22 protein-coding genes are annotated in these 22,216 nt (G+C 30.0%); 11 read left to right on the top strand and 11 right to left on the bottom strand.

Features of this window, described 5'->3' with window-relative positions:
- Window positions 1–21 precede the first annotated feature (21 nt).
- Together BM335_RS12980 and dnaK are read right to left on the bottom strand one after the other, a co-directional pair.
- Window positions 22–972 (bottom strand): NAD(P)H-dependent flavin oxidoreductase, encoded by a 951-nt coding sequence (locus BM335_RS12980; RefSeq protein WP_090229413.1) that lies wholly within the window; start codon window positions 970–972, stop codon window positions 22–24.
- Window positions 973–1,079: 107 nt separating this feature from the next.
- Entirely contained in the window at window positions 1,080–2,990 is a 1,911-nt protein-coding gene (dnaK, locus tag BM335_RS12975) for a molecular chaperone DnaK (RefSeq protein WP_090228755.1), read from the bottom strand.
- A gap of 222 nt (window positions 2,991–3,212) precedes the next feature.
- Here dnaK and BM335_RS12970 point away from each other — a divergent pair, with 222 nt between their 5' ends.
- Together BM335_RS12970 and BM335_RS12965 are read left to right on the top strand one after the other, a co-directional pair.
- Complete coding sequence (locus BM335_RS12970) at window positions 3,213–4,637, top strand: L-serine ammonia-lyase (RefSeq protein WP_090228752.1); 1,425 nt, start codon at window positions 3,213–3,215, stop codon at window positions 4,635–4,637.
- Window positions 4,638–4,717: 80 nt separating this feature from the next.
- Window positions 4,718–5,053, top strand: coding sequence for a DUF2853 family protein (locus BM335_RS12965; RefSeq protein WP_090228749.1), 336 nt, complete (start codon window positions 4,718–4,720; stop codon window positions 5,051–5,053).
- Between the two features lie 81 nt (window positions 5,054–5,134).
- On the opposite strand, the gene BM335_RS12960 is transcribed toward BM335_RS12965, so the two are convergent.
- From BM335_RS12960 to BM335_RS12925, 8 genes are all read right to left on the bottom strand, one after another.
- Window positions 5,135–5,431, bottom strand: a complete 297-nt coding sequence (locus tag BM335_RS12960) for a hypothetical protein (RefSeq protein WP_090228744.1) — start codon at window positions 5,429–5,431, stop codon at window positions 5,135–5,137.
- Between the two features lie 11 nt (window positions 5,432–5,442).
- Window positions 5,443–6,417, bottom strand: a complete 975-nt coding sequence (locus BM335_RS12955; protein ID WP_090228739.1) for a deoxyhypusine synthase family protein — start codon at window positions 6,415–6,417, stop codon at window positions 5,443–5,445.
- Window positions 6,410–7,345: an agmatinase gene (gene speB, locus BM335_RS12950; protein WP_090228734.1), complete on the bottom strand. Its 936-nt coding sequence runs from the start codon at window positions 7,343–7,345 to the stop codon at window positions 6,410–6,412. Before speB ends, BM335_RS12955 begins: the two co-directional genes overlap by 8 nt.
- Window positions 7,338–8,735, bottom strand: coding sequence for a type III PLP-dependent enzyme domain-containing protein (locus BM335_RS12945; RefSeq protein ID WP_090228730.1), 1,398 nt, complete (start codon window positions 8,733–8,735; stop codon window positions 7,338–7,340). The genes speB and BM335_RS12945 overlap by 8 nt, the downstream gene beginning before the upstream one ends.
- A gap of 321 nt (window positions 8,736–9,056) precedes the next feature.
- Window positions 9,057–9,815 (bottom strand): peroxide stress protein YaaA, encoded by a 759-nt coding sequence (gene yaaA, locus BM335_RS12940; RefSeq protein WP_090228726.1) that lies wholly within the window; start codon window positions 9,813–9,815, stop codon window positions 9,057–9,059.
- Between the two features lie 15 nt (window positions 9,816–9,830).
- Window positions 9,831–10,466: a CatA-like O-acetyltransferase gene (locus BM335_RS12935; RefSeq protein ID WP_090228723.1), complete on the bottom strand. Its 636-nt coding sequence runs from the start codon at window positions 10,464–10,466 to the stop codon at window positions 9,831–9,833.
- A 1-nt stretch (window position 10,467) separates the two neighbouring features.
- Window positions 10,468–11,493: an RluA family pseudouridine synthase gene (locus BM335_RS12930; protein ID WP_090228719.1), complete on the bottom strand. Its 1,026-nt coding sequence runs from the start codon at window positions 11,491–11,493 to the stop codon at window positions 10,468–10,470.
- Window positions 11,494–11,497: 4 nt separating this feature from the next.
- Window positions 11,498–12,103, bottom strand: a complete 606-nt coding sequence (locus tag BM335_RS12925) for a PASTA domain-containing protein (protein WP_090228715.1) — start codon at window positions 12,101–12,103, stop codon at window positions 11,498–11,500.
- 184 nt (window positions 12,104–12,287) lie between these two features.
- Between BM335_RS12925 and BM335_RS12920 the strand changes: the two genes are divergently transcribed.
- The 3 genes from BM335_RS12920 to BM335_RS12910 are packed head-to-tail and all read left to right on the top strand — an operon-like array spanning window position 12,288 to window position 14,543.
- The gene (locus tag BM335_RS12920; RefSeq protein WP_090228711.1) at window positions 12,288–13,271 is read left to right on the top strand and encodes a D-alanine--D-alanine ligase; all 984 of its coding nucleotides are present in this window, start codon (window positions 12,288–12,290) and stop codon (window positions 13,269–13,271) included.
- The gene (coaD, locus tag BM335_RS12915) at window positions 13,268–13,723 is read left to right on the top strand and encodes a pantetheine-phosphate adenylyltransferase (protein WP_090228706.1); all 456 of its coding nucleotides are present in this window, start codon (window positions 13,268–13,270) and stop codon (window positions 13,721–13,723) included. Before BM335_RS12920 ends, coaD begins: the two co-directional genes overlap by 4 nt.
- Window position 13,724: 1 nt before the next feature.
- Window positions 13,725–14,543 carry a DUF1853 family protein gene (locus tag BM335_RS12910; protein WP_090228703.1) on the top strand — a complete coding sequence of 273 codons (819 nt, stop codon included), beginning with the start codon at window positions 13,725–13,727 and terminating at the stop codon, window positions 14,541–14,543.
- A 4-nt stretch (window positions 14,544–14,547) separates the two neighbouring features.
- Here the strand turns inward: BM335_RS12910 and BM335_RS12905 are convergent, their stop codons facing one another.
- On the bottom strand, window positions 14,548–15,027 hold the full coding sequence (locus BM335_RS12905; protein WP_090228699.1) for a hypothetical protein: 480 nt from the start codon (window positions 15,025–15,027) through the stop codon (window positions 14,548–14,550).
- A 144-nt stretch (window positions 15,028–15,171) separates the two neighbouring features.
- On the opposite strand from BM335_RS12905, the gene BM335_RS12900 reads away from it, so the two are divergent.
- The 6 genes from BM335_RS12900 to BM335_RS12875 all read left to right on the top strand — a co-directional run bounded on the left by BM335_RS12900 (window position 15,172) and on the right by BM335_RS12875 (window position 22,212).
- Window positions 15,172–17,475 (top strand): type IA DNA topoisomerase, encoded by a 2,304-nt coding sequence (locus tag BM335_RS12900; protein WP_090228695.1) that lies wholly within the window; start codon window positions 15,172–15,174, stop codon window positions 17,473–17,475.
- Between the two features lie 4 nt (window positions 17,476–17,479).
- Window positions 17,480–18,055, top strand: coding sequence for a pseudouridine synthase (locus BM335_RS12895; RefSeq protein ID WP_090228692.1), 576 nt, complete (start codon window positions 17,480–17,482; stop codon window positions 18,053–18,055).
- A gap of 109 nt (window positions 18,056–18,164) precedes the next feature.
- Complete coding sequence (locus tag BM335_RS12890; RefSeq protein WP_090228688.1) at window positions 18,165–18,623, top strand: (2Fe-2S)-binding protein; 459 nt, start codon at window positions 18,165–18,167, stop codon at window positions 18,621–18,623.
- 2 nt (window positions 18,624–18,625) lie between these two features.
- Window positions 18,626–20,812: a xanthine dehydrogenase family protein molybdopterin-binding subunit gene (locus tag BM335_RS12885; protein WP_090228683.1), complete on the top strand. Its 2,187-nt coding sequence runs from the start codon at window positions 18,626–18,628 to the stop codon at window positions 20,810–20,812.
- Between the two features lie 19 nt (window positions 20,813–20,831).
- Window positions 20,832–21,593 (top strand): xanthine dehydrogenase accessory protein XdhC, encoded by a 762-nt coding sequence (gene xdhC / locus BM335_RS12880; protein ID WP_090228679.1) that lies wholly within the window; start codon window positions 20,832–20,834, stop codon window positions 21,591–21,593.
- Window positions 21,583–22,212 carry an NTP transferase domain-containing protein gene (locus BM335_RS12875; RefSeq protein ID WP_090228675.1) on the top strand — a complete coding sequence of 210 codons (630 nt, stop codon included), beginning with the start codon at window positions 21,583–21,585 and terminating at the stop codon, window positions 22,210–22,212. Before xdhC ends, BM335_RS12875 begins: the two co-directional genes overlap by 11 nt.
- The last annotated feature ends 4 nt before the right edge of the window (window positions 22,213–22,216 follow it).

The following is a 22,216-nucleotide window of genomic DNA, read 5'->3' as shown; positions in this document are numbered from 1 at the left end:
TTTAAAAGTAATTGGTACTGATTAATTTACAAATTTTGCCACTATTTCTTTCACTGGTAAAATTTCTTTGGTATGTTCAATACTTGGTCCTGCAACCCAAACAGTTTTATATGTTGCTTTAGTTGCTGCATTTTCTGTAGCTTTCATTCCTATTGAAAAGCGAATCATTTTCACCCATTTTTTTAGACTTTTATTTCTGTTCAGTACACTTTCTATCCAAGTTTGTTTTGTCCCTATTTTTTGAACATAAGGTGTATTTATAACTGTACAAGGAGTTCCAGAAATACGTTCTGTCATTACAATATCATTTGCGCCATATTTTACACAAGCTTGTTTATATTCATTTGTAACATTTGCCTCAATAGATGCAATAAAAGGACTTCCTACTGATACTCCTGCAGCACCAAAATTCATCATTTTCTCTAAATCTTCCTTACCCCCTACTCCTCCTGCTGAAATTATTGGGATTTCACAATTTTCAACCAATTCTTTTATTAGTTCTTTTGGTGAGCTATTGCCTCTATGTCCACCAGCTTCATTATTTACTGCAATTATAGCATCTGCACCTAAATTTTCAACTTTTTTAGCAAATTTTAAATCAGTTACATCACAAAAAACTTTTATGTGATGTTTGTGCGCTTGCTTAATTGTTTCTTCTGGGCTTCCTAAAGATGTGATTATAAAATCAACTCCTTCTTCACATAAAATTTGTAATTGCCCCTTATATTTTACATTAGATTTATTTACAATTAAATTAAATCCAAATGCACCTCCATCAACTTTTGCAGATTTCAATTCTTTAATTGCCGCTTTTAGCTCTTCATGTGTTCTATAATTTAACGCTGGAATACAACCTGCAATACCACTTTTCATAGCTTCAATTACCATTTTAGTATTTGATACTAAAAACATAGGCGCTTGAATTATTGGATATTTAATAGCAAGTAATTGAGTTAATTTTACTGAATTCATTTTTTTGATTTTCATCAAATATAACGAATATTATGCACGCATAATAAAAAGTTTTAAACGAAAAACGCACCCAAATGGGTGCGCTTTTATATTTATATAGAATATTATTATTCTTTTACTTCTTCAAAGTCAACATCTTCTACGTTGTCGCCATCCTTTTTATCAGTTGGCTCACCTGCATTTCCTGTAGGAGCTCCACCTTGTGGTTGCGCTTCTTGTTCGGCTTTATACATTTCTTCACTTGCTACTTTCCATGCTTCATTAATCTTCTCCATAGCGGCATCAATTTGTGCTAAGTCTTTAGATTCATGTGCTTTTTTCAATTCAGTTAAAGCAGCTTCAATTGGTTCTTTTTTATCTGCTGATAATTTATCGCCAAATTCTTTTAATTGTTTTTCTGTTTGAAAAATCATAGAATCTGCACCATTAATTTTCTCGGCAGTTTCTTTTGCTTTTTTATCTAAATCTGCATTTGCTTCAGCATCAGCTTTCATTTTTTTGATTTCATCTTCTGTTAAACCTGAAGAAGCTTCAATTCTAATATCTTGTGTTTTATTAGTAGCTTTATCTGTTGCAGTAACATGAATAATTCCGTTAGCATCAATATCAAAAGTAACTTCAATTTGAGGAGTTCCTCTTTGTGCTGGTGGAATTCCATCTAAATGGAAACGACCAATAGTTTTATTATCTGCAGCCATAGCACGCTCACCTTGCAATACGTGTATTTCTACTGAAGGCTGATTATCAGCAGCAGTTGAGAACACTTGTGACTTTTTGGTTGGAATTGTAGTGTTAGCTTCAATTAATTTAGTCATTACATTACCCATTGTTTCAATACCTAATGAAAGTGGTGTAACATCTAATAATAATACATCTTTCACATCACCAGTTAAAACCCCACCTTGAATTGCTGCTCCAATTGCTACAACCTCATCGGGATTAACTCCTTTTGAAGGTGCTTTTCCAAAGAATTTTTGAACAGCATCTACCACAGCTGGAATTCTTGTAGATCCACCAACTAAAATAATTTCATCAATATCTCCTGTTGATAAGCCTGCATTACTCAATGCTTTTTTACAAGGTTCAATTGTTCTTTTAACTAAATCATCAATTAACTGCTCAAATTTAGCTTTTGTTAAACTACGCACTAAATGTTTTGGGCCTGTAGCAGTAGCGGTAACATATGGTAAATTAATTTCAGTTACGGCAGAAGATGATAATTCAATTTTAGCTTTTTCTGCAGCTTCTTTTAAGCGTTGCAAAGCCATTGGATCCTTACGTAAATCCATATTTTCTTCAGCTTTAAACTCATCTGCTAACCAATCAATAATTTTTTGATCAACATCATCTCCACCTAAATGTGTATCACCATCTGTTGATAATACTTCAAAAACTCCATCACCTAATTCTAAAATAGAAACGTCATGTGTTCCTCCACCAAAGTCAAAAACAACAATTTTTTGATCAACACCTTTTTTATCTAAACCATAAGCTAATGCAGCAGCAGTTGGCTCATTTATAATACGGCTAACTTTTAAACCAGCAATTTCTCCTGCTTCTTTTGTAGCCTGACGTTGTGCATCATTAAAATAAGCTGGTACAGTAACTACAGCTTCTTTTACTTCAGTTCCTAAATAATCTTCAGCAGTTTTCTTCATTTTTTGAAGAATCATAGCTGAAATTTCTTGAGGAGTATATAATCTTCCATCAATATCTACACGAGGTGTATCATTATCACCTTTTACCACTTTATAAGGTACACGATCTGCTTCCATTTTAGACTCAGAATACTTGTTACCCATAAAACGTTTAATTGAATATATTGTTTTTAATGGATTGGTAACAGCCTGACGTTTTGCAGGGTCTCCTACTTTTCTTTCTCCACCTTCAATAAATGCAACAATAGATGGTGTAGTTCTTTTTCCTTCTGCATTAGGAATTACCACTGGCTCGTTCCCTTCCATTACAGAAACACACGAGTTTGTAGTTCCTAAATCTATTCCTATAATTTTACTCATAATAGTATATTTTATGTTCTTAATTTTTAATTTAAACTTACATATTGATTTAGACAATGATTATGCCATTTAAATTTTTATGTCAAGTTGTCATAAATACCGATTTATATTTAAATTTTTTGGCAAATATGCCTCTTTTATATGTTTTAATAAATTAATAATTTATAGGGTTGTATTTTTTCAAAATCATATATTTACACTTTTAAAATAATTAAAAGTATAATGGAGTGTATTTCTATTTTTGATATGTTAAAGATTGGCATTGGTCCATCAAGTTCTCATACATTAGGGCCTTGGCGAGCAGCAGAACGTTGGATAAATCATCTTAAAAAAGAAGATGTTTTTGAAGGAATCACATCCATAAAAGTTGATTTATATGGATCTTTATCTTTAACAGGGAAAGGGCATGCCACTGATTTAGCCGTAATATTAGGCTTGGCAGGAAAAGATCCTGAATACATACCAGTCACTGAAATTCAACCTTTAGTTGCCGAAGTAAAAAGTATCCATAAAATTATGTTTGGAAATAGTTATATGGTTGATTTTAATCCAACCTCTGATATTATTTTTAATAAAGAATTTCTGTCATTTCATGCAAATGCTATAAAGTTTACAGCTTTTAAAAATGAGAAAGAAATTGCTAATGACACCTATTATTCAATTGGAGGTGGATTTGTTGTAAGAGAAGAATTAATTCATGCAAAGGAGAATATTAAAATACACAAAACATTTCCGTTTCCTATTCAAAAAGCAAAAGAACTTGAAACCTATTGTAAAGAAACACAACTTAAAATTTCAGATATTGTATTAGAAAATGAGAAATCCTTAAGAACAGATGATGAAATAGATACTGAAATTAAACGAATTTGGGATACAATGCTTGAATGTATGTATATTGGTTGTCATACAGAAGGTACTTTGCCTGGCGGACTTAATGTAAGACGTAGAGCTTTTGATATGCACGAAAAATTAAAAGGCGATTTCACTTACCAAACCCCTAAAGAGTGGCTACAAACTATCAGAAAAACTGAAGTAAAGTTTAGACAAATATTAAAATGGGTGAGTTGCTTTGCTTTAAGTGTAAATGAAGTAAATGCATCTTTAGGCAGAGTTGTTACCGCACCAACTAATGGAAGTGCAGGCGTAATTCCAGCGGTTTTAATGTATTATATGGTAATTGAAAATCATGAAGCTAGTTTTAAAGATATTAAACAATTTTTATTAGTAGCCGGTGAAATTGGAAGTATTTTTAAAAAAGGAGCCACAATTTCAGCTGCTATGGGTGGTTGTCAAGCAGAAATTGGTGTATCATCAGCAATGGCAGCAGGTGCTTTAACTGAATTATTAGGTGGCACTCCTGAACAAGTTTTAATGGCTAGTGAAATTGCTATGGAACATCATTTAGGTTTAACTTGCGATCCAATTGGAGGTTTGGTTCAAATTCCTTGTATAGAGCGTAATGCAATGGGTGCTATAAAAGCAATTAATGCTGCTGAATTAGCATTAGAAAGTGATTATTTAAATGCTAAAGTTCCTTTAGATAAGGTGATCTCAAGCATGTGGGAAACTGCTAAAGATATGAATAGTAAATATAAAGAAACTTCTGAAGGAGGACTTGCAGTTGGTGTAAACTTATCAGATTGTTAAATTAAAATTTACATATACAAATATTATTCTCTATATTTGGTATATTCAACACATATTATTAATCAAAAATTTTGTTATCCATGAGTAAATTCGATGAAAAAATTGCACTTTATCAAAGTGAAATGAACAAATTAGGTCTGAAATTTGATGCTGATTTATTAACTAAAGTAACTAAAGGATTAGGACCTTCAATTTATAAAGCTGATGCTGAAACTGTTTCAGGGTCTGATAAAAAAGAGTTAGAAACCGTAAAGAATAATTTCTTAATTAAAAAACTAGGTTTAACTGATGGACCAAAATTAGATAACGCTATTGATAGTGTTATTGAAAAAGTTGGTAAATCTAACAGAAATAAATATAGAGCTATTGTTTATTATTTATTAGTTAAAGAATTAGGTCAAGAATCTAAATACTAAATATATTTATAAATATTAAAAATAAAAAAAGCCACAATAAAAATTGTGGCTTTTTTTATTTTTAATATTGCTTACGCATTTTTAATCTTCATCCATTTCTTCATCTGGAATTTCATCTAAATCACTATCAGAATCATAAACATCATCAAAATTATCTTCATCTGCATCATAATCTTCCATTGTTTCCTCTAATTTCAGACTTATTTTTACTAAATACATAGTATCTTCAGTACTTACTTCTACTGCCCTCACTGTTTCCCCCTGAGCATTTTTAAATGTAATAATATCTTTATAACCATATCCATTCGGATATTTATCAACCAACATATTTAAAATATCTTCAGTTAATTTACTATAATCTACAATAACTCTTTTCATTTAAACTTCAATTACATATTTAATAAATAGGCGAAAATTAATGGCGCAACAATGGTTGCATCACTTTCAATAATATATTTTGGGGTATCAATATCTAATTTACCCCAAGTTATTTTTTCATTTGGAACAGCTCCTGAATAGGAACCGTAACTTGTTGTTGAATCTGATATTTGACAAAAATAACTCCAAAATGGAGTATCCGTACGTTCCATATCTTGATACAACATTGGCACAACGCAAATTGGAAAATCACCTGCAATACCTCCTCCTATTTGAAAAAATCCAATTCCTTCTTTAGAATTTGCAGTATACCAATCAGCTAAAAATGTCATATATTCAATTCCAGATTTCATAGTACTCGCTTTCAACTCACCTTTTAATACGTATGAAGCAAAAATATTACCCATAGTACTATCTTCCCATCCTGGAACAACCATTGGTAAATTGGCTTCAGCAGCAGCAATCATCCAACTGTTTTTAGGATCAATTTCATGGTATTGATCTAAAACTCCAGATAACAATAATTTGTACATAAATTCATGTGGAAAATAACGTTCTCCTTTTTCTTCAGCATCTTTCCAAATTTTGTAAATATGCTCTTGTAAACGTCTAAAAGCTTCTTCTTCTGGAATACAAGTATCTGTAACTCTATTTAAACCTTTTTCTAATAAATCCCACTCTTCTTTTGGAGTTAAATCTCTATAATTTGGTACTCTTTTGTAGTGAGAATGTGCAACCAAATTCATGATATCTTCTTCAAGATTTGCTCCTGTACAAGATATAATTTGAACTTTATCCTGTCTAATAATTTCCGCAAATATTTTTCCTAACTCGGCAGTACTCATAGCTCCAGCTAATGAAACCAACATTTTTTTACCTTGTGCTAATTGGTTTTCATATTCTTTAGCTGCATCAACAACTGTTGCTGAGTTAAAATGTAAATAATACTTTTCAATAAATTGGGAAATTGCTCCTTTTTTACTCATAATCTTCGTCTTGGAATTTTGATGTTTTATTATTTGGCTCCGAAAAACCACTTTCGTTTTCATAATCATCTTCATCAGCATTATCAAACTTATAACTTAACATTTTGTAGTAAAGTTTTGAAGCTAAATAATTTGAAGCTTTATCGTTGTCGTTTGGACAAAGATCTGTTAAATCTATACCAACAACATTTTTTTCTTTAAATAATTTTTGAAGAAATTCTAGTGTTTCATACCAAAATAATCCGCCAGGTTCTGGGTAACTAGTAGATCTTACTAATGACATATCTAATGCGTTTAAATTGAATGATAAGAAAACATTGTTTGTCATTAAATCAATAGCATTTTCCATCCAATAGTCATCGGTAACCATTTCATGTGCATAAAATGTTTTATCTTCATCAACAATTGTTTTTTCAATAGTATCCATACTACGAATACCAATTTGAATTAAATTTGTTGATTGACTTGCATCTGAAAGTGCACAAGCATTATGGTATTGCGTACCTTCAAACTCTGTTCTAACATTCGCATGCGCTCCAACATGAACTACCGTTAAATTATCAAAACATTCATTAAAAGCTCTAATTGAGCCTATCGATATAGAATGTTCTCCTCCAACTAATGTTACAAATTTATTTTTTCTGATGTATTCTTTTGTTGTAGCATGTACTGATCTAACCATTTTTTCGGCTGAAGCAGTTTCAATTACGTCGTCTGCTAAAAATATTCCATTTTTATATACTTCAGAATCAGTTTCTATGTCATACAATTCCATATTTTCTGATGCATCTAAAAAAGCTTTTGGACCATTAACGGCTCCTTTTTGCCAATTAATTGTTCCATCAAAAGGAACAGGAATTAATACAACTTTAGATGTATCTAATTTCGCATATTTTTCAGGTATTCCTGCGTAAGTTCTTTTATTCATAACCTAATATCTTTAAAAAGTCGCTTGCTGTTTGTTTTTCTTTAAATACTTTATATTCTAATTTTCCTTCGTTATTCTTTGATATTATCACGTGTTTTGGTTGTGGAATTAAACAGTGCTGTAGCCCTCCATAACCACCTATTGATTCTTGATATGCACCAGTATTGAAAAAACCTAAATATAATGGTTTTTCTTCTTTGTATGCTGGTAAATAAATGGCGTTTATATGTTGTTCGGAGTTGTAATAATCATCACTATCACAGGTTAAACCTCCTAATAAAACTCTTTCATAAACATCGTTCCAACGATTTAAAGGTAATAAAATAAATCGTTTATTTATAGCCCAACTATCTGGTAATGTTGTAATAAACGATGAATTAATCATATTCCATCGCTCTCTATCATTTTGTTTCTTTTGGTATAATACTTTGTATATTGCTCCGCCACTTTCACCTACGGTGTAACTACCAAATTCGGTAAAAATATGTGGAACTTGTACTTCAGCATCTTCACAAGCATCTTTAATTTGACAGATGATTTCATCAACCATATATTCATAATCGTAATTAAAGCCTAATGAGTTTTTAATTGGAAATCCTCCACCAATATTTAAACTGTCTAATGATGGACAAATACGTTTTAAACTTATGTAAACTTTCATACACTTACTTAACTCATTCCAATAATAGGCATTGTCTTTTATACCTGTATTGATAAAGAAATGTAACATTTTTAAGTTCACTTTGTTGTTTTCTTTAACTTCTCGTCTGTAAAAATCTACAATATTTTTATATCCAATTCCAAGTCGAGATGTGTAAAATTCAAATTTTGGTTCTTCTTCAGAAGCAATTCTTATTCCAATATTAATTTTTTTCTTAACACCTTCTGTTAATAAACCAATTTCTTCATAATTATCTATAATAGGAATACAATTTTTATGCCCATTATTAATTAAATTTTGAATTTTTGAAATATATTCTTCTCTTTTAAAGCCATTACATAATACAAAAGTTTTGTCTGTAATACTTCCTTCCCTTTTCAAATTTTCAACAATATCAATATCAAAAGCTGATGACGTTTCAATATGAATATCATTTTTTAAAGCTTCATCTAAAACATGTTTAAAGTGGGAACTTTTTGTACAATAACAATAATGATATTTAGCCTTAAATTTATGCTTTTTCATTGCTCTTTCGAACATTGATTTAGCATTTTGAATATTTTGACTAATTTTTGGTAAGTATGTAAATTTTAAAGGCGTTCCAAATTCTTCAGCTAATTTCATGGTATCAATATCATGAAAATGTAGGTTTTTATTGGAATCTATTTTAAATTCTTCTTGAGGAAAATCGAATGTTTGATTTATTAAATCAATATATTTTGTATTCATTTAGTATTTTTAATTTAACATTTAATAACGCAGCCAGTTAAGGCTTTTATTAAGTTTTTAAAGTGAGGTTCAACCTATACCCTTATCACTAAATAAGTTTTTTTAAACCTTACAACTTTTAATGGGTTGTAGAACTTTAAAATGTAGTTAAAAGAAGTCATTAAATCTTTTAATCTTCGTGGTTATATATTATTAAATTTATTATCTTAAAAGTCTAAAAACCAAAATATTATGATTTTTATGTATCTCCTTTTTAAATGTTTACAAAAACACGTGACAAACATATATAAAAAATCAATACAAACTTAAAAAAATATAAATTTATCTTGTAAAAACTAACTCATTTTCAGAAGATAAATTTGAATCGAAAGCATAACCTTCATAATCAAACCCTTTTAAATCTTCAATATTTTCAATTGAATTATCTATAATATATCTTACCATTAAACCTCTAGCTTTTTTGGCAAAAAAACTTATTATTTTTAGTTTCCCATTTTTATAATCTTTAAAAACCGGTGTTATAATTTTTGCTTTTAATAACGTTGGTTTTATCACTTTAAAATACTCATTACTTGCTAAGTTAATAAAAAGCTCATTCTCAACCAATTCTTGATTTAATTGATTGGTAATTTTTTTATCCCAAAACTGATATAAATCTTTTTTAACACCAATTGTTAATTTTGTTCCCATCTCTAATCTGTATGGCTGAATTAAATCTAATGGTTTTAACAAACCATACTGGCCTGATAGAATTCTTAATTTATTTTGAAGTTCATCTAATTTTAAATGTGATAAAGAATAAGCATCTAAACCAATATAAACATCACCTTTAAAAGCATAAATTGCCTGACGAGCGTTTTCTAAAGTAAAAGGTAATTGCCAATTTTGATTTCGTTGCCAGTTTAATTCACCTAAATTTGCAGAAATATTCATTAATTCACTTAATTTTTTAGGTGTTTTCTTTTTTAATACAGTATTTATTTTGGCTGCTTCCTCTAAAAAAACTCCTTGTGTGTGTTTATTAGTTGGCAATTGTGTTTCAAAATCTAAAGATTTTGCTGGTGATATTACTATTTTCATTTTATTTTTTTTACTTTAAATTTCACTTAATTTATTTATAAAATTCTGCATTTTTTTAAATAGTAAAGCTACATGAAAACCATCCAACAAGGCGTGATGTGCTTCAACCGAAAATGGAATTTTTTTTATATTATTTTCTTCAAATACTTTGCCAAATATTATTTTAGGAATTCCATGTTTAGCTTCATCTCCTTTTCTGGCATTTTTAATTCCTGTAAAAGATATCCAAGGTATTGTTGAACAATGTATTATTGCTAACAAATCTTCTTTTGGTTCAAAAACATTTCCTTTTTTATGGTTTTCAATTACTTCTTTTCCTTGAGTATTAAACTCAAATATGGACGATTTATTTTTAAAATAACAGAATGAAAATGTATTGTCATCATTTAATATTGTTGAGCCAATTTCAACAGTATTAAATAAATAAATTTCATCATTAAAAATACGTAATTTAAATTCTTGAATTTCATTAATACATTTAATTGCTACATAAATACACGCTAATGAAAATGATAAATTATGTTTTTTACAATAATTGTATAAATTGGTTACTTCAATAGTTGATGTAATGTTAAAAAAAGGATCTTCGTAAGTTTTAAAGAAATCAAATTGTGGTTTTCTAATCCAATTTTCAATATCAAACTTTTCCATTTTAATCAGGCTGATTTATTGTATAAGTTCTCCATTTTTCTAAACAATCTACCATGTCATGTGGAATTTCAGAATTAAATCTTAAAAATTCTTTAGTTGTTGGATGTTCAAAACCTAACGTTTTTGCATGCAGTGCTTGGCGTGGTAATGCTTTAAAACAGTTTTCTACAAATTGTTTGTATTTTGTAAAAGTAGTTCCTTTTAAAACGGCATTTCCACCATAGCGCTCATCATTAAAAAGTGTATGTCCAATATGTTTAAAATGTGCTCTAATTTGATGCGTTCTACCGGTTTCTAATTTACATTGCACCAAAGTAACATAGTTAAAACGCTCTATTACTTTAAAATGTGTAATTGCTGGCTTTCCAAAATCGCCATCAGGAAAAACATCCATTTGTAAACGATTTTTTAAACTTCGACCAATATTCCCTTCAATTCTACCTTCATCTTCTTCAATATTTCCCCAAACTAATGCGTAATATAAGCGTTCAGTAGTTCGGTCAAAAAATTGTTTCGATAAATGCGCCATGGCAAATTCTGTTTTAGCAACCACTAATAATCCGCTAGTATCTTTATCAATTCTATGTACTAACCCTGGCCTTTCATTAGAGTTGGTTGGTAAATTTTCTATATGGTGAATTAAACCATTTACCAAAGTTCCGCTATAATTTCCATGTCCAGGATGTACTACCATTCCAGGTGGTTTATTTACAACAATTACCTCATTGTCCTCAAAAATAATATCTAAAGGAATATCTTCAGCAACTAATAAATTTTCATGCGGTGGATGAGCTAATACAACTCTTACAACATCTTTAGGTTTTACCTTATAATTTGGTTTTACAGGAATGTCATTAACTAAAACATTTCCTGCTCTGGCTGCTTGCTGTACTTTATTTCGTGTTGCGTTTTCAATAAAATTCATTAAAAATTTATCTACACGCAAAGGCACTTGCCCTACATTTGCAACATATTTAAAATGCTCGTAAAATTCTTCCTGATCAACTAATTCTTCTGTATCACTCATTTATTTAAAATGCTATTTCTTCAGAAACCTCTTCTGAATCTTCCATTTGTAATTCTCCTTCATTTCCATCTCCTAATTTCAATTTAATTAATGAGTTTTTAGGAATTTTATCTCCTGCTTTAATTAAATTTCCATTTAATAGTAATCCTCGCACAACATCCTTGGCAATATCTTTTACATAAACTGCGGCGGTATCAACCCTAAATCCAATTGCTAACAATTGCGATAACGCTTGTCTTTTTGTTTTACCATACAACTCTGGCATTTCTATATTTGGGTATTTTGATGGATTTAAGGTTAAATAAATTTTTCTATTTTCTTTTACAAACTGTCCTGCTTCTGGACTTTGTTCTATTACTGATTTGGCAGGGTAATCTGGGTTAAAGCTTGCCGAATCTATAATTACAAATCTTAAATCAATATTATTTAAAACCGTTTCAACTTCATTTAAACTCATTTTCGCTAAATTAGGAACTTCAATTTTTTGGTTATGGTTGGTTGAATATTTTAACCATTGTACCACCGCAACGGCAAAAATCAGAAATACAACCAAAGCTATAATTAGCTGTTTTAAAAATGATTTTGACTTAATAAATTGAATAACACTCATATTCTTAAATTAATTTTACGCAAAGATACTTCATAAATAGCAACTTGCAAATTACTAAATTAGGGTTTCTAATTTATTTTATAAATAATTATATTATTAATTTAGATACAAACCAATATGTTTAAATATTTTAAAAGATTTTACAGATTTTATGTAAGTTTGTATTTAAAGCTATTAACATAAAATGAAAAAAAATATTGCCATAATAATGGGTGGTTACTCTTCGGAAGTGGAAATTTCTTTAAAGAGTGGAAATGTCGTTTATGAAAATTTATCAAAAGAAAAATACAACGCATACAGAATTCATATTTTAAAAGATAAATGGGTTGCCTTAGATGAATTTTCTAATGAATATCCAATTAACAAACATGATTTTTCTTTTGAACTAAACGGTAAAAAAATACATTTTGATTGTGTTTTTAATGCCATTCACGGTAATCCAGGTGAAGACGGAACCATTTTGGCATATTTTAAATTAATTGGGCTAAAACATACATCAGCTCCATTTTATCAAATGGCACTAACTTTTAATAAAAGAGACTGTTTAAGCGTTGTAAAACCTTACGGCATAAAAACTGCAACATCTTATTATTTAGACGAAGGTAATACAATAAATGTTGATGAAATAATTGCTAAAGTTGGCTTACCTTGTTTTGTAAAGCCAAACAACGCAGGTTCAAGTTTTGGAATATCAAAAGTAAAAACTAAAGAAGAAATACTTCCTGCAATTGAAAAAGCTTTTAAAGAAGATTCGCAAATTTTAATTGAAGCTTTTTTAAACGGTAAAGAATATACTGTGGGAGTTTTTTATTATAAAGGAGCAGTTAAAGTTTTACCAATTACTGAAATAATTTCTGAAAATGATTTTTTTGATTACGAAGCTAAATATTTAGGCAAATCACAAGAAATTACACCTGCAGACATAGAATCTCAACTATTAAAAAAACTAGAAGAAACGGCAAAAAAAGTATATCTTGCTTTAAATATGACAGGATTTTCACGAACCGAATACATTGTAGTAAACAATGAACCTTATTTTTTAGAAATGAACACCGTTCCCGGAATGACCACTGCAAGTATTTTACCTCAACAAGCTGCAGCAGCTGGAATAAGCTTACCAGAACTTTTTGATAACGCTATTGAAATGGCATTAAAAACTGAAATATGAGACGCGCAATTTTTCCAGGATCGTTTGATCCAATAACTTTAGGACACGTAGATATTATTAACAGAGCATTACCTTTATTTGATGAAATAATTATCGCAATTGGTATTAATGCAGATAAATCGTATATGTTTTCTTTAGAAGATAGAATTCAGTTTATTAAAGAAAATTATACCAATGAACCTAAAGTAAAAGTGGAAACATATACTGGTCTAACCATTGATTTTTGCAAAAAATTAAAAGTAGATTTTATTTTAAGAGGTTTAAGAAATCCTGCTGATTTTGAGTTTGAAAAAGCCATTGCACAAACTAACAGAAAGCTATCTAATATAGAAACTGTATTTTTACTAACCTCAGCAACAACATCATATATTAGTTCAAGTATTGTGCGTGATATTATAAGAAATGGCGGAAATGCCACCGGTTTTGTGCCAACCAGCGTTTTAAAAAAATAATTTGTTAGATTTAAATTCAAAAAATATTCAATTACAATTTGAAGGTTTTTGTAACACACCTTCACTTTGGAATAATGCTGATATTTTTGATTTACAACAATTTCACATTAAAAACAACTCAACTTCAATTTTTGAAGGCGAAATTCCTAAATATTTACGTCTTGGTAAACGTGTAGAACGTTTTGTAGCGCATCAGTTAAAACAAGATATTACTATTTCTATTTTAGCAGAGAATGTTCAAATTCAACAAGAAAAAATAACGGTTGGTGAAATTGATTTTATTATTAAAGAAAACCAAACCCCTATTCATTTAGAAATAGTTTACAAGTTTTATTTATATGATGAAACTACTGGAAAAACAGAAATTGAACATTTTATTGGTCCAAACAAAAGAGATAGTTTGTTGCAAAAATTAACAAAACTACAACAACAGCAATTACCATTACTTTACAACACAAATACCAAAAAATTATTAAATAAGTTGAATTTAAACTCAACTGAAATTGTACAAAAAGTGCTTTTTAAAGCACAACTTTTTTTACCTTATAATTGTAAAACACCAGAACTAAAGCAACTTAATTCAGATTGTATAAAAGGATATTTTATTTCTTTCGTTGAGTTGTCAAATTTTTCAAAATGTAAGTTTTACATCCCAGAAAAAGTAAACTGGTTACAAGAAATTCAAACACAAGTACATTGGTTAACTTTTGAAAGTTTTTTACCAAAGGCTTCAATTTATATTGAACAAAAAACTTCTCCATTATGTTGGGTAAAACAACCTAATGGAGAAGTTCTGAAAATTTTTATTGTTTGGTGGTAAGTACTTATTTTGGCCAATCAATAGTGTCATCATCAATAAAAAATGGCGACCATTGAATTTCATCTAAAGCATCATCAATTAACCAAAAGTTAATAGCTTTTTCTTCAACTTCTATCACTTTTTGCTCATCACTTCCTAAATCAGAACAATCTTCTAAATCTAAATCACCTAAATTCATAGCTTCTAATTTTGCTAAAAGCTCTTTTTCCTTTAAGCCAATTAACGAAACTCCATTTAATTCATAAAAATCAGAATTAATAGATATCATAATTAATTTCCAGTTTTCATCTTCATCAAAACTAATTGACAAACCTAAATCGTCATATTCCCAAGACTCGGTTAAATCGTCTGCTGAATCAGAATGTGAATATTTATCAATAAAGGAAGGTTCTCCTAACATTAATTTCACTTCTGCTCTAGACATTCCAAATTTTAAATTCCCTAAACCATATCCTGGTTTAATTTCTTTTAAAGCTTTTTTCATGTGTTAAAAATTTAATACTCAAATATAGTTCTTTATAACAACTAATCTTAGTTTCAAGTTTAAAATATCGTAAAATCTATCTAATTTAAAGGGCATAAAATAATTTTAATTTTAGTAATTTGCGTGCCCTGAATTTACTTATAAATGAAAGTTTGTATTGCTGAAAAACCAAGTGTTGCTCGTGAAATTGCTACTGTATTAGGCGCAACAACTAAAAGAGATGGCTATTTTGAAGGCAATGGTTACGCTGTTACTTATACTTTTGGGCATTTATGTACTTTATTTGAACCAAACGATTACAAACCACATTGGAAAAGTTGGGATTTAAATAATTTACCGATGCTACCTGAAAAATTTGAAACGAAAGTTGTAAATAATTCAGGAATTCAAAAGCAATTTAACATTGTAAAAAGTTTATTTGATAAAGCTACAGAAATTATAAACTGCGGTGATGCTGGTCAAGAAGGAGAATTAATTCAGCGCTGGGTAATTAACCAAGCCAATTATAAAGGTGAAGTAAAACGACTGTGGATTTCTTCACTTACAACAGAAGCAATTAAAGAAGGATTTGAAAATTTAAAACCTTCAAAAAATTACGACAATTTATATTATGCTGGCTTTTCACGCGCTATTGGAGATTGGCTCTTAGGAATGAATGCTACCAGATTGTACACCGTAAAACACGGAGGCTACAAACAAGTTTTGTCTGTTGGAAGAGTGCAAACGCCAACATTGGCAATGGTTGTTAACCGATTTAAAGAAATTGAAAATTTTGTTCCGCAACCATTTTGGGAATTACAAACTTTATATAGAGAAACCATTTTTAACTGTGAAGAAGGACGCTTTTTAAAGAAAGAAGATGGTGAAATTTTAGCCAATAAAGTTAAAGAAAGTGAGTTTGAGATAGTTTCCAACACTAAATCAAAAGGAAAAGAATATGCGCCTAAACTGTTCGATTTAACAGGTTTACAAGTGTATTGCAATAATAAATTTGCATTTTCTGCAGAAGAAACCTTAAACATCGTTCAAAAATTATATGAACAAAAAGTAGTTACGTATCCAAGAGTTGACACCACATTTTTACCAAATGATATTTACCCAAAAGTTCCGGGAATATTAAAAAACTTAACTAATTATTCCAATTTAGTTCGACCTCTTTTAGGAAAAAAAATAAAAAAATCTAACAAGGTTTTTGATGACAAAAAAGTAACTGATCACCACGCAATAATTCCAACTGGCATTCAAAGTAACTTACAGTACAATCAGCAACAAGTGTATGACATTATTACAAAACGCTTTATTGCTGTTTTTTATGATGAATGCAAAGTTTCTAACACCACTGTAATTGGAAAAGCAAGCGATGTCACTTTTAAAACAACCGGAAAAGAAATTTTAGAAAAAGGTTGGCGCGTTGTTTTTGAAAATCCGGATACACCAGAGAAAAAAGAATCAGGAATTCTACCAAATTTTGTAAAAGGCGAAAAAGGTCCGCACGAACCTTCTTTTTTAGAAAAACAAACAAGTCCACCAAAAATATATACTGAAGCAACATTACTTAGAGCAATGGAAACTGCTGGAAAGCAAGTAGATGATGATGAAATGCGTGAGTTAATGAAAGAAAATGGTATTGGAAGACCATCAACCAGAGCAAACATTATTGAAACGCTTTTTAAAAGAAAATATATTGAGCGTAAAAAGAAACTATTGTACCCAACAAGTACTGGAATTCAGCTAATTGACACCATTCAAAATGAATTATTAAAATCTGCGGAACTTACCGGTTTATGGGAAAAGCAATTAAAAGAAATTGAAAAAGGCGATTTTAACGCGGCACTTTTTATAAAAAACATGAAAAGTATGGTTGAAAATTTGGTGTATGAAGTTCGGTCAGAAACTGTGAGAGCAAATATTTCTCACGTTACAACTATATCAAAAAACGAAAATAATTCATCAGAAAAAAAAGTAAAAAAAGCAAAAGGAATAACTGCTGAAAAATGCCCAAAATGCAACAATGGAACTTTACTAAAAGGCTCATCTGCCTATGGCTGTAGCAATTATAAAAATGGTTGTAAATTTATTTTACCATTTACTTTTTTAGATAAAAAAATATCTGATAACCAATATATTAGATTACTAAAAAAAGGTTGCACTGTAAATTTAAAAGGTTTTAAATATAATAATAAAGATACCGAAGGCTTAGTGCGATTTAATGATGATTACAACTTAATTTTTGAACCCAAAAAAGCCGTAAAAAAACCTGAAACTTCAGATACATTAATTTGCCCAAAATGTAAAAAAGGAACTATTTTAAAAGGAAAAACTGCGTATGGTTGCAGCGAGTATAAAAACGGTTGTAAATTTCTTTTTAGTTTTGATGATATCAGAAAAAAAGCAGCAGGGAAACCACTTACTAAAGAATTAGTTCTTTCAATATTAAAAGGAAATTAATTGAATGAAACATCAACATTTTGTAATTTTTAAACCTTATGGTTATTTAAGTCAGTTTGCCAATAATGACATAAGTAAACACAAAAAAAAGTTATTAGGTGAACTTTATAATTTTCCCGAAAATATTATGGCAATTGGCCGTTTAGATGAAAAATCAGAAGGATTATTATTTTTAACTACGGATGGAAATATGAGTGAATTGATAAGAAGTAGCCAATTTGAAAAAGAGTATTTTGTACAAGTTGATGGAAATATAACATCCAAAGCTATTGAAGAATTGCAAAATGGTGTTGAAATCGGCATTCACGGAACAAAATACATAACAAATAATTGTACGGTTTATAAATTAACTGAAAATCCTGATTTTCCTGACAGAGGAAAGAAAATTAGAGATGACAGACACGGACCAACAAGCTGGATTTCAATTACTTTAACAGAAGGTAAATTTCGGCAAATTAGAAAAATGACAGCTGCAGTTGGCTTTCCAACTCTGCGCTTGGTTCGGGTAAGAATTGGTGCGCATCAAATAAATTCAATGAAAATTGGTGAAGTTAAAGCGCTAACTTCTTTTCAAAAATGAAGGAATAATTGATTCTACTAAATTAAAAATCGCTCAAACCAAAAATATAAAAACTACAATTTAAAAAAATTACTTAAATTGTAATTCAAATCTAAACTACTACAAAAAAATGATAACACTTCAAATAAATGGAAAATCATACGCAATTGATGTTGAACCTGATATGCCTTTACTTTGGGCAATTAGAGACGTTGTTGGACTAACCGGAACAAAATATAGTTGTGGAATTGGAGTTTGCGGATCTTGTAAAGTTTTATTAGATAATTCTCCTGTGCAATCATGTATGATTCCTGTATCTGCTGCCGAAGGAAAAAGTATTATTACTGTTGAAGGAACATCTAAAAACTTACAATTATTACAAGATTCTTGGATGGAATTAAACGTTCCTCAATGCGGTTTTTGTCAACCTGGTCAATTAATTGCAGCTACAGCTTTGTTAGATAAAAATCCGAACCCAACAGATGAAGAAATAGATGAAGCTATGATTGGGAATATTTGTAGATGCGGAACCTATCAGCGCATAAAAAATGCCATAAACAGAACCGTTAACCTTAATAAACAAAGCTAATTATGAAAAAAATTCAAAATATAAGTCGTAGAAGTTTTGTTAAAAGTATTGGTTTGGCATCTGGCGGATTAATTTTAGCGTGTAATACTTCGGTTTTTTCTGATAAAGAAAAAGAAATAAAAAATCTGATAAATTTCAACCCAAATTTATTTGTACAGTTAAATTCTGATGGTAGTTTAATTTTAGTGGCTTCGCGCTCAGAAATGGGAAATGGCGTAAGAACATCATTGTCGTCGGTTATTGCTGATGAAATGGAAGCTGATTGGAGCAAAGTTTCTATTCAACAAGCTACAGGAGATAAAAAATACGGCGACCAAAATACCGATGGTTCAAGAAGTATCAGATATTTATTTGATACAATGCGACAAATGGGAGCAACAGCTAAAGCAATGTTAATTACAGCAGCTGCACAAACTTGGAATGTAAGTGAAGAGGAATGTAAAGCCGAAAACCATTTTATTGTGCATTCAAGTGGTAAAAAATTAGGTTTTGGTGAATTGGTAGAAGTTGCAAAAACACTTGAGGTTCCAACCGATGTACAATTGAAAGATTCTAAAAACTATAAATATATTGGTAAATCATTAAAAAGTATTGATGTTGATGATTATGTTTCTGGAAATGCCATTTTTGGTTTAGACAAAAGATTGCCTAACATGAAGTTTGCCGCAGTTGCACGTTGTCCGGTTACTTTTGGAACCGTTAAAACTTTTGACAAAACCGAAACTTTAAAAATTAAAGGCGTACTTGATGTAATTGAAATTCCAAGAATTGAAAGACCTTTTGGAGCGCTTGGAGGAATTGCTGTTGTGGCTACAAATACTTGGGCAGCTTTTAAAGGTAGAGATGCCTTAAAAATTGAATGGGATTTTGGCAATAACAAAGATTATGATTCTGAAAATTATATGAATCAAATCACAAAAAATGTTCACAAACAAGGTAAAGTTGCAAAAACTGTTGGAAACATAAATAATGCTTTTAAAAAGGGTGCTAAAATTATTGAAAGCACTTTTCAATTACCTCATTTATCGCACGCTCCAATGGAAGTTCCAAATGCAGTTGCTTGGGTTCAAGGTGAGACTTGCGAAGTATGGGCTCCAACACAAAATCCACAATCGGCAAGAGATGAAATTGTAGCTTATTTAGGAGTTCCTGAAGAAAATGTAACTATAAATGTTACATTATTAGGTGGTGGCTTTGGAAGAAAATCGAAGTCAGATTTTGTTGTGGAAGCAGCAATAATTTCAAAAGCCATAAATGCTCCAGCACAAGTAGTTTGGTCTAGAGAAGATGATATAAAACATGGATATTATCATACAGTCAGTGCACAATACATGAAAGCGTCAATTGATAAAAATGGTAAAGTTACTGGTTGGCTGCATAGATTTGCATTGCCATCTATTACTTCTACCTTTTCACCGGGTGTAGATTATGCTGCTGGATTTGAAATTAGCAGCGCTTCAAATATTCCTTTTAATATTGATAATGTAAAAATTGAAGTTGGAAAAGCTCCTGCTCATGTTAGAATTGGTTGGTTGCGTTCTGTTATTAATATTCCACATGGTTTTTCAATAAACGTATTTGCTGATGAATTAGCAGTTGCTGTTAATAAAGATCCGTTAGAATTTAGATTAGATTTAATTGGTGAAGACAGAATTGTAAATCCAGATGAAAACATTCCTTTTAAAACACAACGTTTAAAAAATGTATTACAATTAGCCGCTAAAAATGCCAATTGGGGAAAAGATTTACCTGAAGGTCATGCGCAAGGTTTGGCTGTGCATTATAGTTTTAATTCATACGTTGCTTCTGTTGTTGAAGTTTCGGTAATTGATGGAAAGTTAAAAGTTCTTCAAGTTCATACAGTTATTGATTGTGGTTTAGTAGTGAATAAAAATACAGTAATTGCACAAATGGAAGGTTCTGCAATTTTTGGAATGTCCTTAGCTTTTTATGGGAAAATTACTGCAAAAGATGGTGCTATTGAACAAGGAAACTATCACGATTATAAAATGATAAGAATGCATGAGGCTCCTAAAATTAATGTTGAAATTGTAGAAAGTACTGAAAATCCAACTGGAGTTGGCGAACCTGGAGTTCCAGTAATTGCACCGGCAATTGTAAATGCAATATATAAAGCCACAGGAAAAAGATATTATAATTTGCCGTTGAGTAATTATGGACTGGTTTAATATATTTTTGAAGATTTAAATGAATAATTGGATTAATTATCTGTACGATTTTAAAATTAAAAAGCAACCTATTGCTTTAGTAACTGTAACGAAAGTTTTAGGATCTGCTCCTTGTAAAGTTGCATCAAAAATGATTGTTACTCAACACAAAGAAATTATTGGAACTATTGGTGGTGGAAAATTAGAATTTCATGTAATTGATGAAGCAATTATTGCTCTGAAAGAAAATAAAATTAAAGAATTTGCCTATACATTGGGTCCTGAATTTGAGCAATGTTGTGGTGGAAAAGTTGAATTAATTATTGAACCCATGAATCAATCTCCTGAATTATATATTTTTGGCGCCGGACATATTGGCGTTGAAATTTGCGATATTTTAAAAAATACGCCTTTTAATATTACGCTTTTAGATGTTCGTGAAAATTGGAAAGAAACTATTGCTGTTGATAAAAGTATTAAGTTTTCTAATGTTGACTTTGACTTGTACAAACAAACCATAAATTGGGGACCAAATTGTTATGTTGTAATTTTAACACACGATCATAAATTAGATTTTGAAATTACTGCTTTGGCATTGCACCAACAAACTAAGTATATTGGCTTAATTGGCAGTAAAACCAAAAAAAATAAATTTAATAATATGCTGAGAAATGAATTGAATTTTGAACCAGGAATTTCACCAGTTCATTGTCCAATTGGTTTAGATTTAGGCGGAAATACTCCCAAAGAAATTGCCATAAGTGTTGCAGCAGAATTATTGAAAGTTTATTATGAAAAATAAACCAGTTTTTGTGTTACTTGCTGGAGGGAAATCTGAACGCATGGGAACCGACAAAGGTTTGTTAAAATTTAATAACAATTATTGGATACTTGAACAACTTAACAGAATTTCAAATTCAACAATACAAAAAATCTATATAGGTTTAGGATTTCACTCACAACATTATTTTGAAGCTATTCCTTGGCTTAAAGATGCTTTGGTTGATTTTGTCAGTTATCAAAATTTAAACATAAAAGTTATAATTAATAACACACCAGAATTAGGTTCATTTTCGACATTACAAACTATTTTAAAAGAAGTTACTGAAAAATCGACTATCATTTTAAACCATATTGATATTCCTATTTTAAATGTTACGGAATTAATTAAAATTATTTCAACAGAAAACAACGTTGTAATTCCTATTTTTGAAGGTAAAAAAGGGCATCCAATCAAAATGAAACCTGCATTTTGGACAAATTTAATTTCTATAAATGCAACAGAAATAGATGCTCGTTTGGATTATCAACTAAAAAAAATAAACCCTATCAAAATTTCAACAGTTGAAGTTTTTGATAGGACTGTTATTTTAAATTTGAATACTAAAAAAGATTGGAATACTTTTTTAGAAAATCAATAATATA

Source organism: Lutibacter maritimus (genome assembly GCF_900116115.1).
Taxonomy (GTDB): Bacteria; Bacteroidota; Bacteroidia; order Flavobacteriales; family Flavobacteriaceae; genus Lutibacter; species Lutibacter maritimus.
Note: the sequence above shows the minus strand (reverse complement) of the source record. Positions and strands in the feature narration are given on the sequence as shown.

Coding starts and splice junctions, on each gene's coding strand:
- BM335_RS12980 (WP_090229413.1), bottom strand. CDS start 972: ATGAATTCAGTAAAATTAACTCAATTACTTGCTATTAAATATCCAATA.
- dnaK (WP_090228755.1), bottom strand. CDS start 2,990: ATGAGTAAAATTATAGGAATAGATTTAGGAACTACAAACTCGTGTGTT.
- BM335_RS12970 (WP_090228752.1), top strand. CDS start 3,213: ATGGAGTGTATTTCTATTTTTGATATGTTAAAGATTGGCATTGGTCCA.
- BM335_RS12965 (WP_090228749.1), top strand. CDS start 4,718: ATGAGTAAATTCGATGAAAAAATTGCACTTTATCAAAGTGAAATGAAC.
- BM335_RS12960 (WP_090228744.1), bottom strand. CDS start 5,431: ATGAAAAGAGTTATTGTAGATTATAGTAAATTAACTGAAGATATTTTA.
- BM335_RS12955 (WP_090228739.1), bottom strand. CDS start 6,417: ATGAGTAAAAAAGGAGCAATTTCCCAATTTATTGAAAAGTATTATTTA.
- speB (WP_090228734.1), bottom strand. CDS start 7,345: ATGAATAAAAGAACTTACGCAGGAATACCTGAAAAATATGCGAAATTA.
- BM335_RS12945 (WP_090228730.1), bottom strand. CDS start 8,735: ATGAATACAAAATATATTGATTTAATAAATCAAACATTCGATTTTCCT.
- yaaA (WP_090228726.1), bottom strand. CDS start 9,815: ATGAAAATAGTAATATCACCAGCAAAATCTTTAGATTTTGAAACACAA.
- BM335_RS12935 (WP_090228723.1), bottom strand. CDS start 10,466: ATGGAAAAGTTTGATATTGAAAATTGGATTAGAAAACCACAATTTGAT.
- BM335_RS12930 (WP_090228719.1), bottom strand. CDS start 11,493: ATGAGTGATACAGAAGAATTAGTTGATCAGGAAGAATTTTACGAGCAT.
- BM335_RS12925 (WP_090228715.1), bottom strand. CDS start 12,103: ATGAGTGTTATTCAATTTATTAAGTCAAAATCATTTTTAAAACAGCTA.
- BM335_RS12920 (WP_090228711.1), top strand. CDS start 12,288: ATGAAAAAAAATATTGCCATAATAATGGGTGGTTACTCTTCGGAAGTG.
- coaD (WP_090228706.1), top strand. CDS start 13,268: ATGAGACGCGCAATTTTTCCAGGATCGTTTGATCCAATAACTTTAGGA.
- BM335_RS12905 (WP_090228699.1), bottom strand. CDS start 15,027: ATGAAAAAAGCTTTAAAAGAAATTAAACCAGGATATGGTTTAGGGAAT.
- BM335_RS12900 (WP_090228695.1), top strand. CDS start 15,172: ATGAAAGTTTGTATTGCTGAAAAACCAAGTGTTGCTCGTGAAATTGCT.
- BM335_RS12895 (WP_090228692.1), top strand. CDS start 17,480: ATGAAACATCAACATTTTGTAATTTTTAAACCTTATGGTTATTTAAGT.
- BM335_RS12890 (WP_090228688.1), top strand. CDS start 18,165: ATGATAACACTTCAAATAAATGGAAAATCATACGCAATTGATGTTGAA.
- BM335_RS12885 (WP_090228683.1), top strand. CDS start 18,626: ATGAAAAAAATTCAAAATATAAGTCGTAGAAGTTTTGTTAAAAGTATT.
- xdhC (WP_090228679.1), top strand. CDS start 20,832: ATGAATAATTGGATTAATTATCTGTACGATTTTAAAATTAAAAAGCAA.
- BM335_RS12875 (WP_090228675.1), top strand. CDS start 21,583: ATGAAAAATAAACCAGTTTTTGTGTTACTTGCTGGAGGGAAATCTGAA.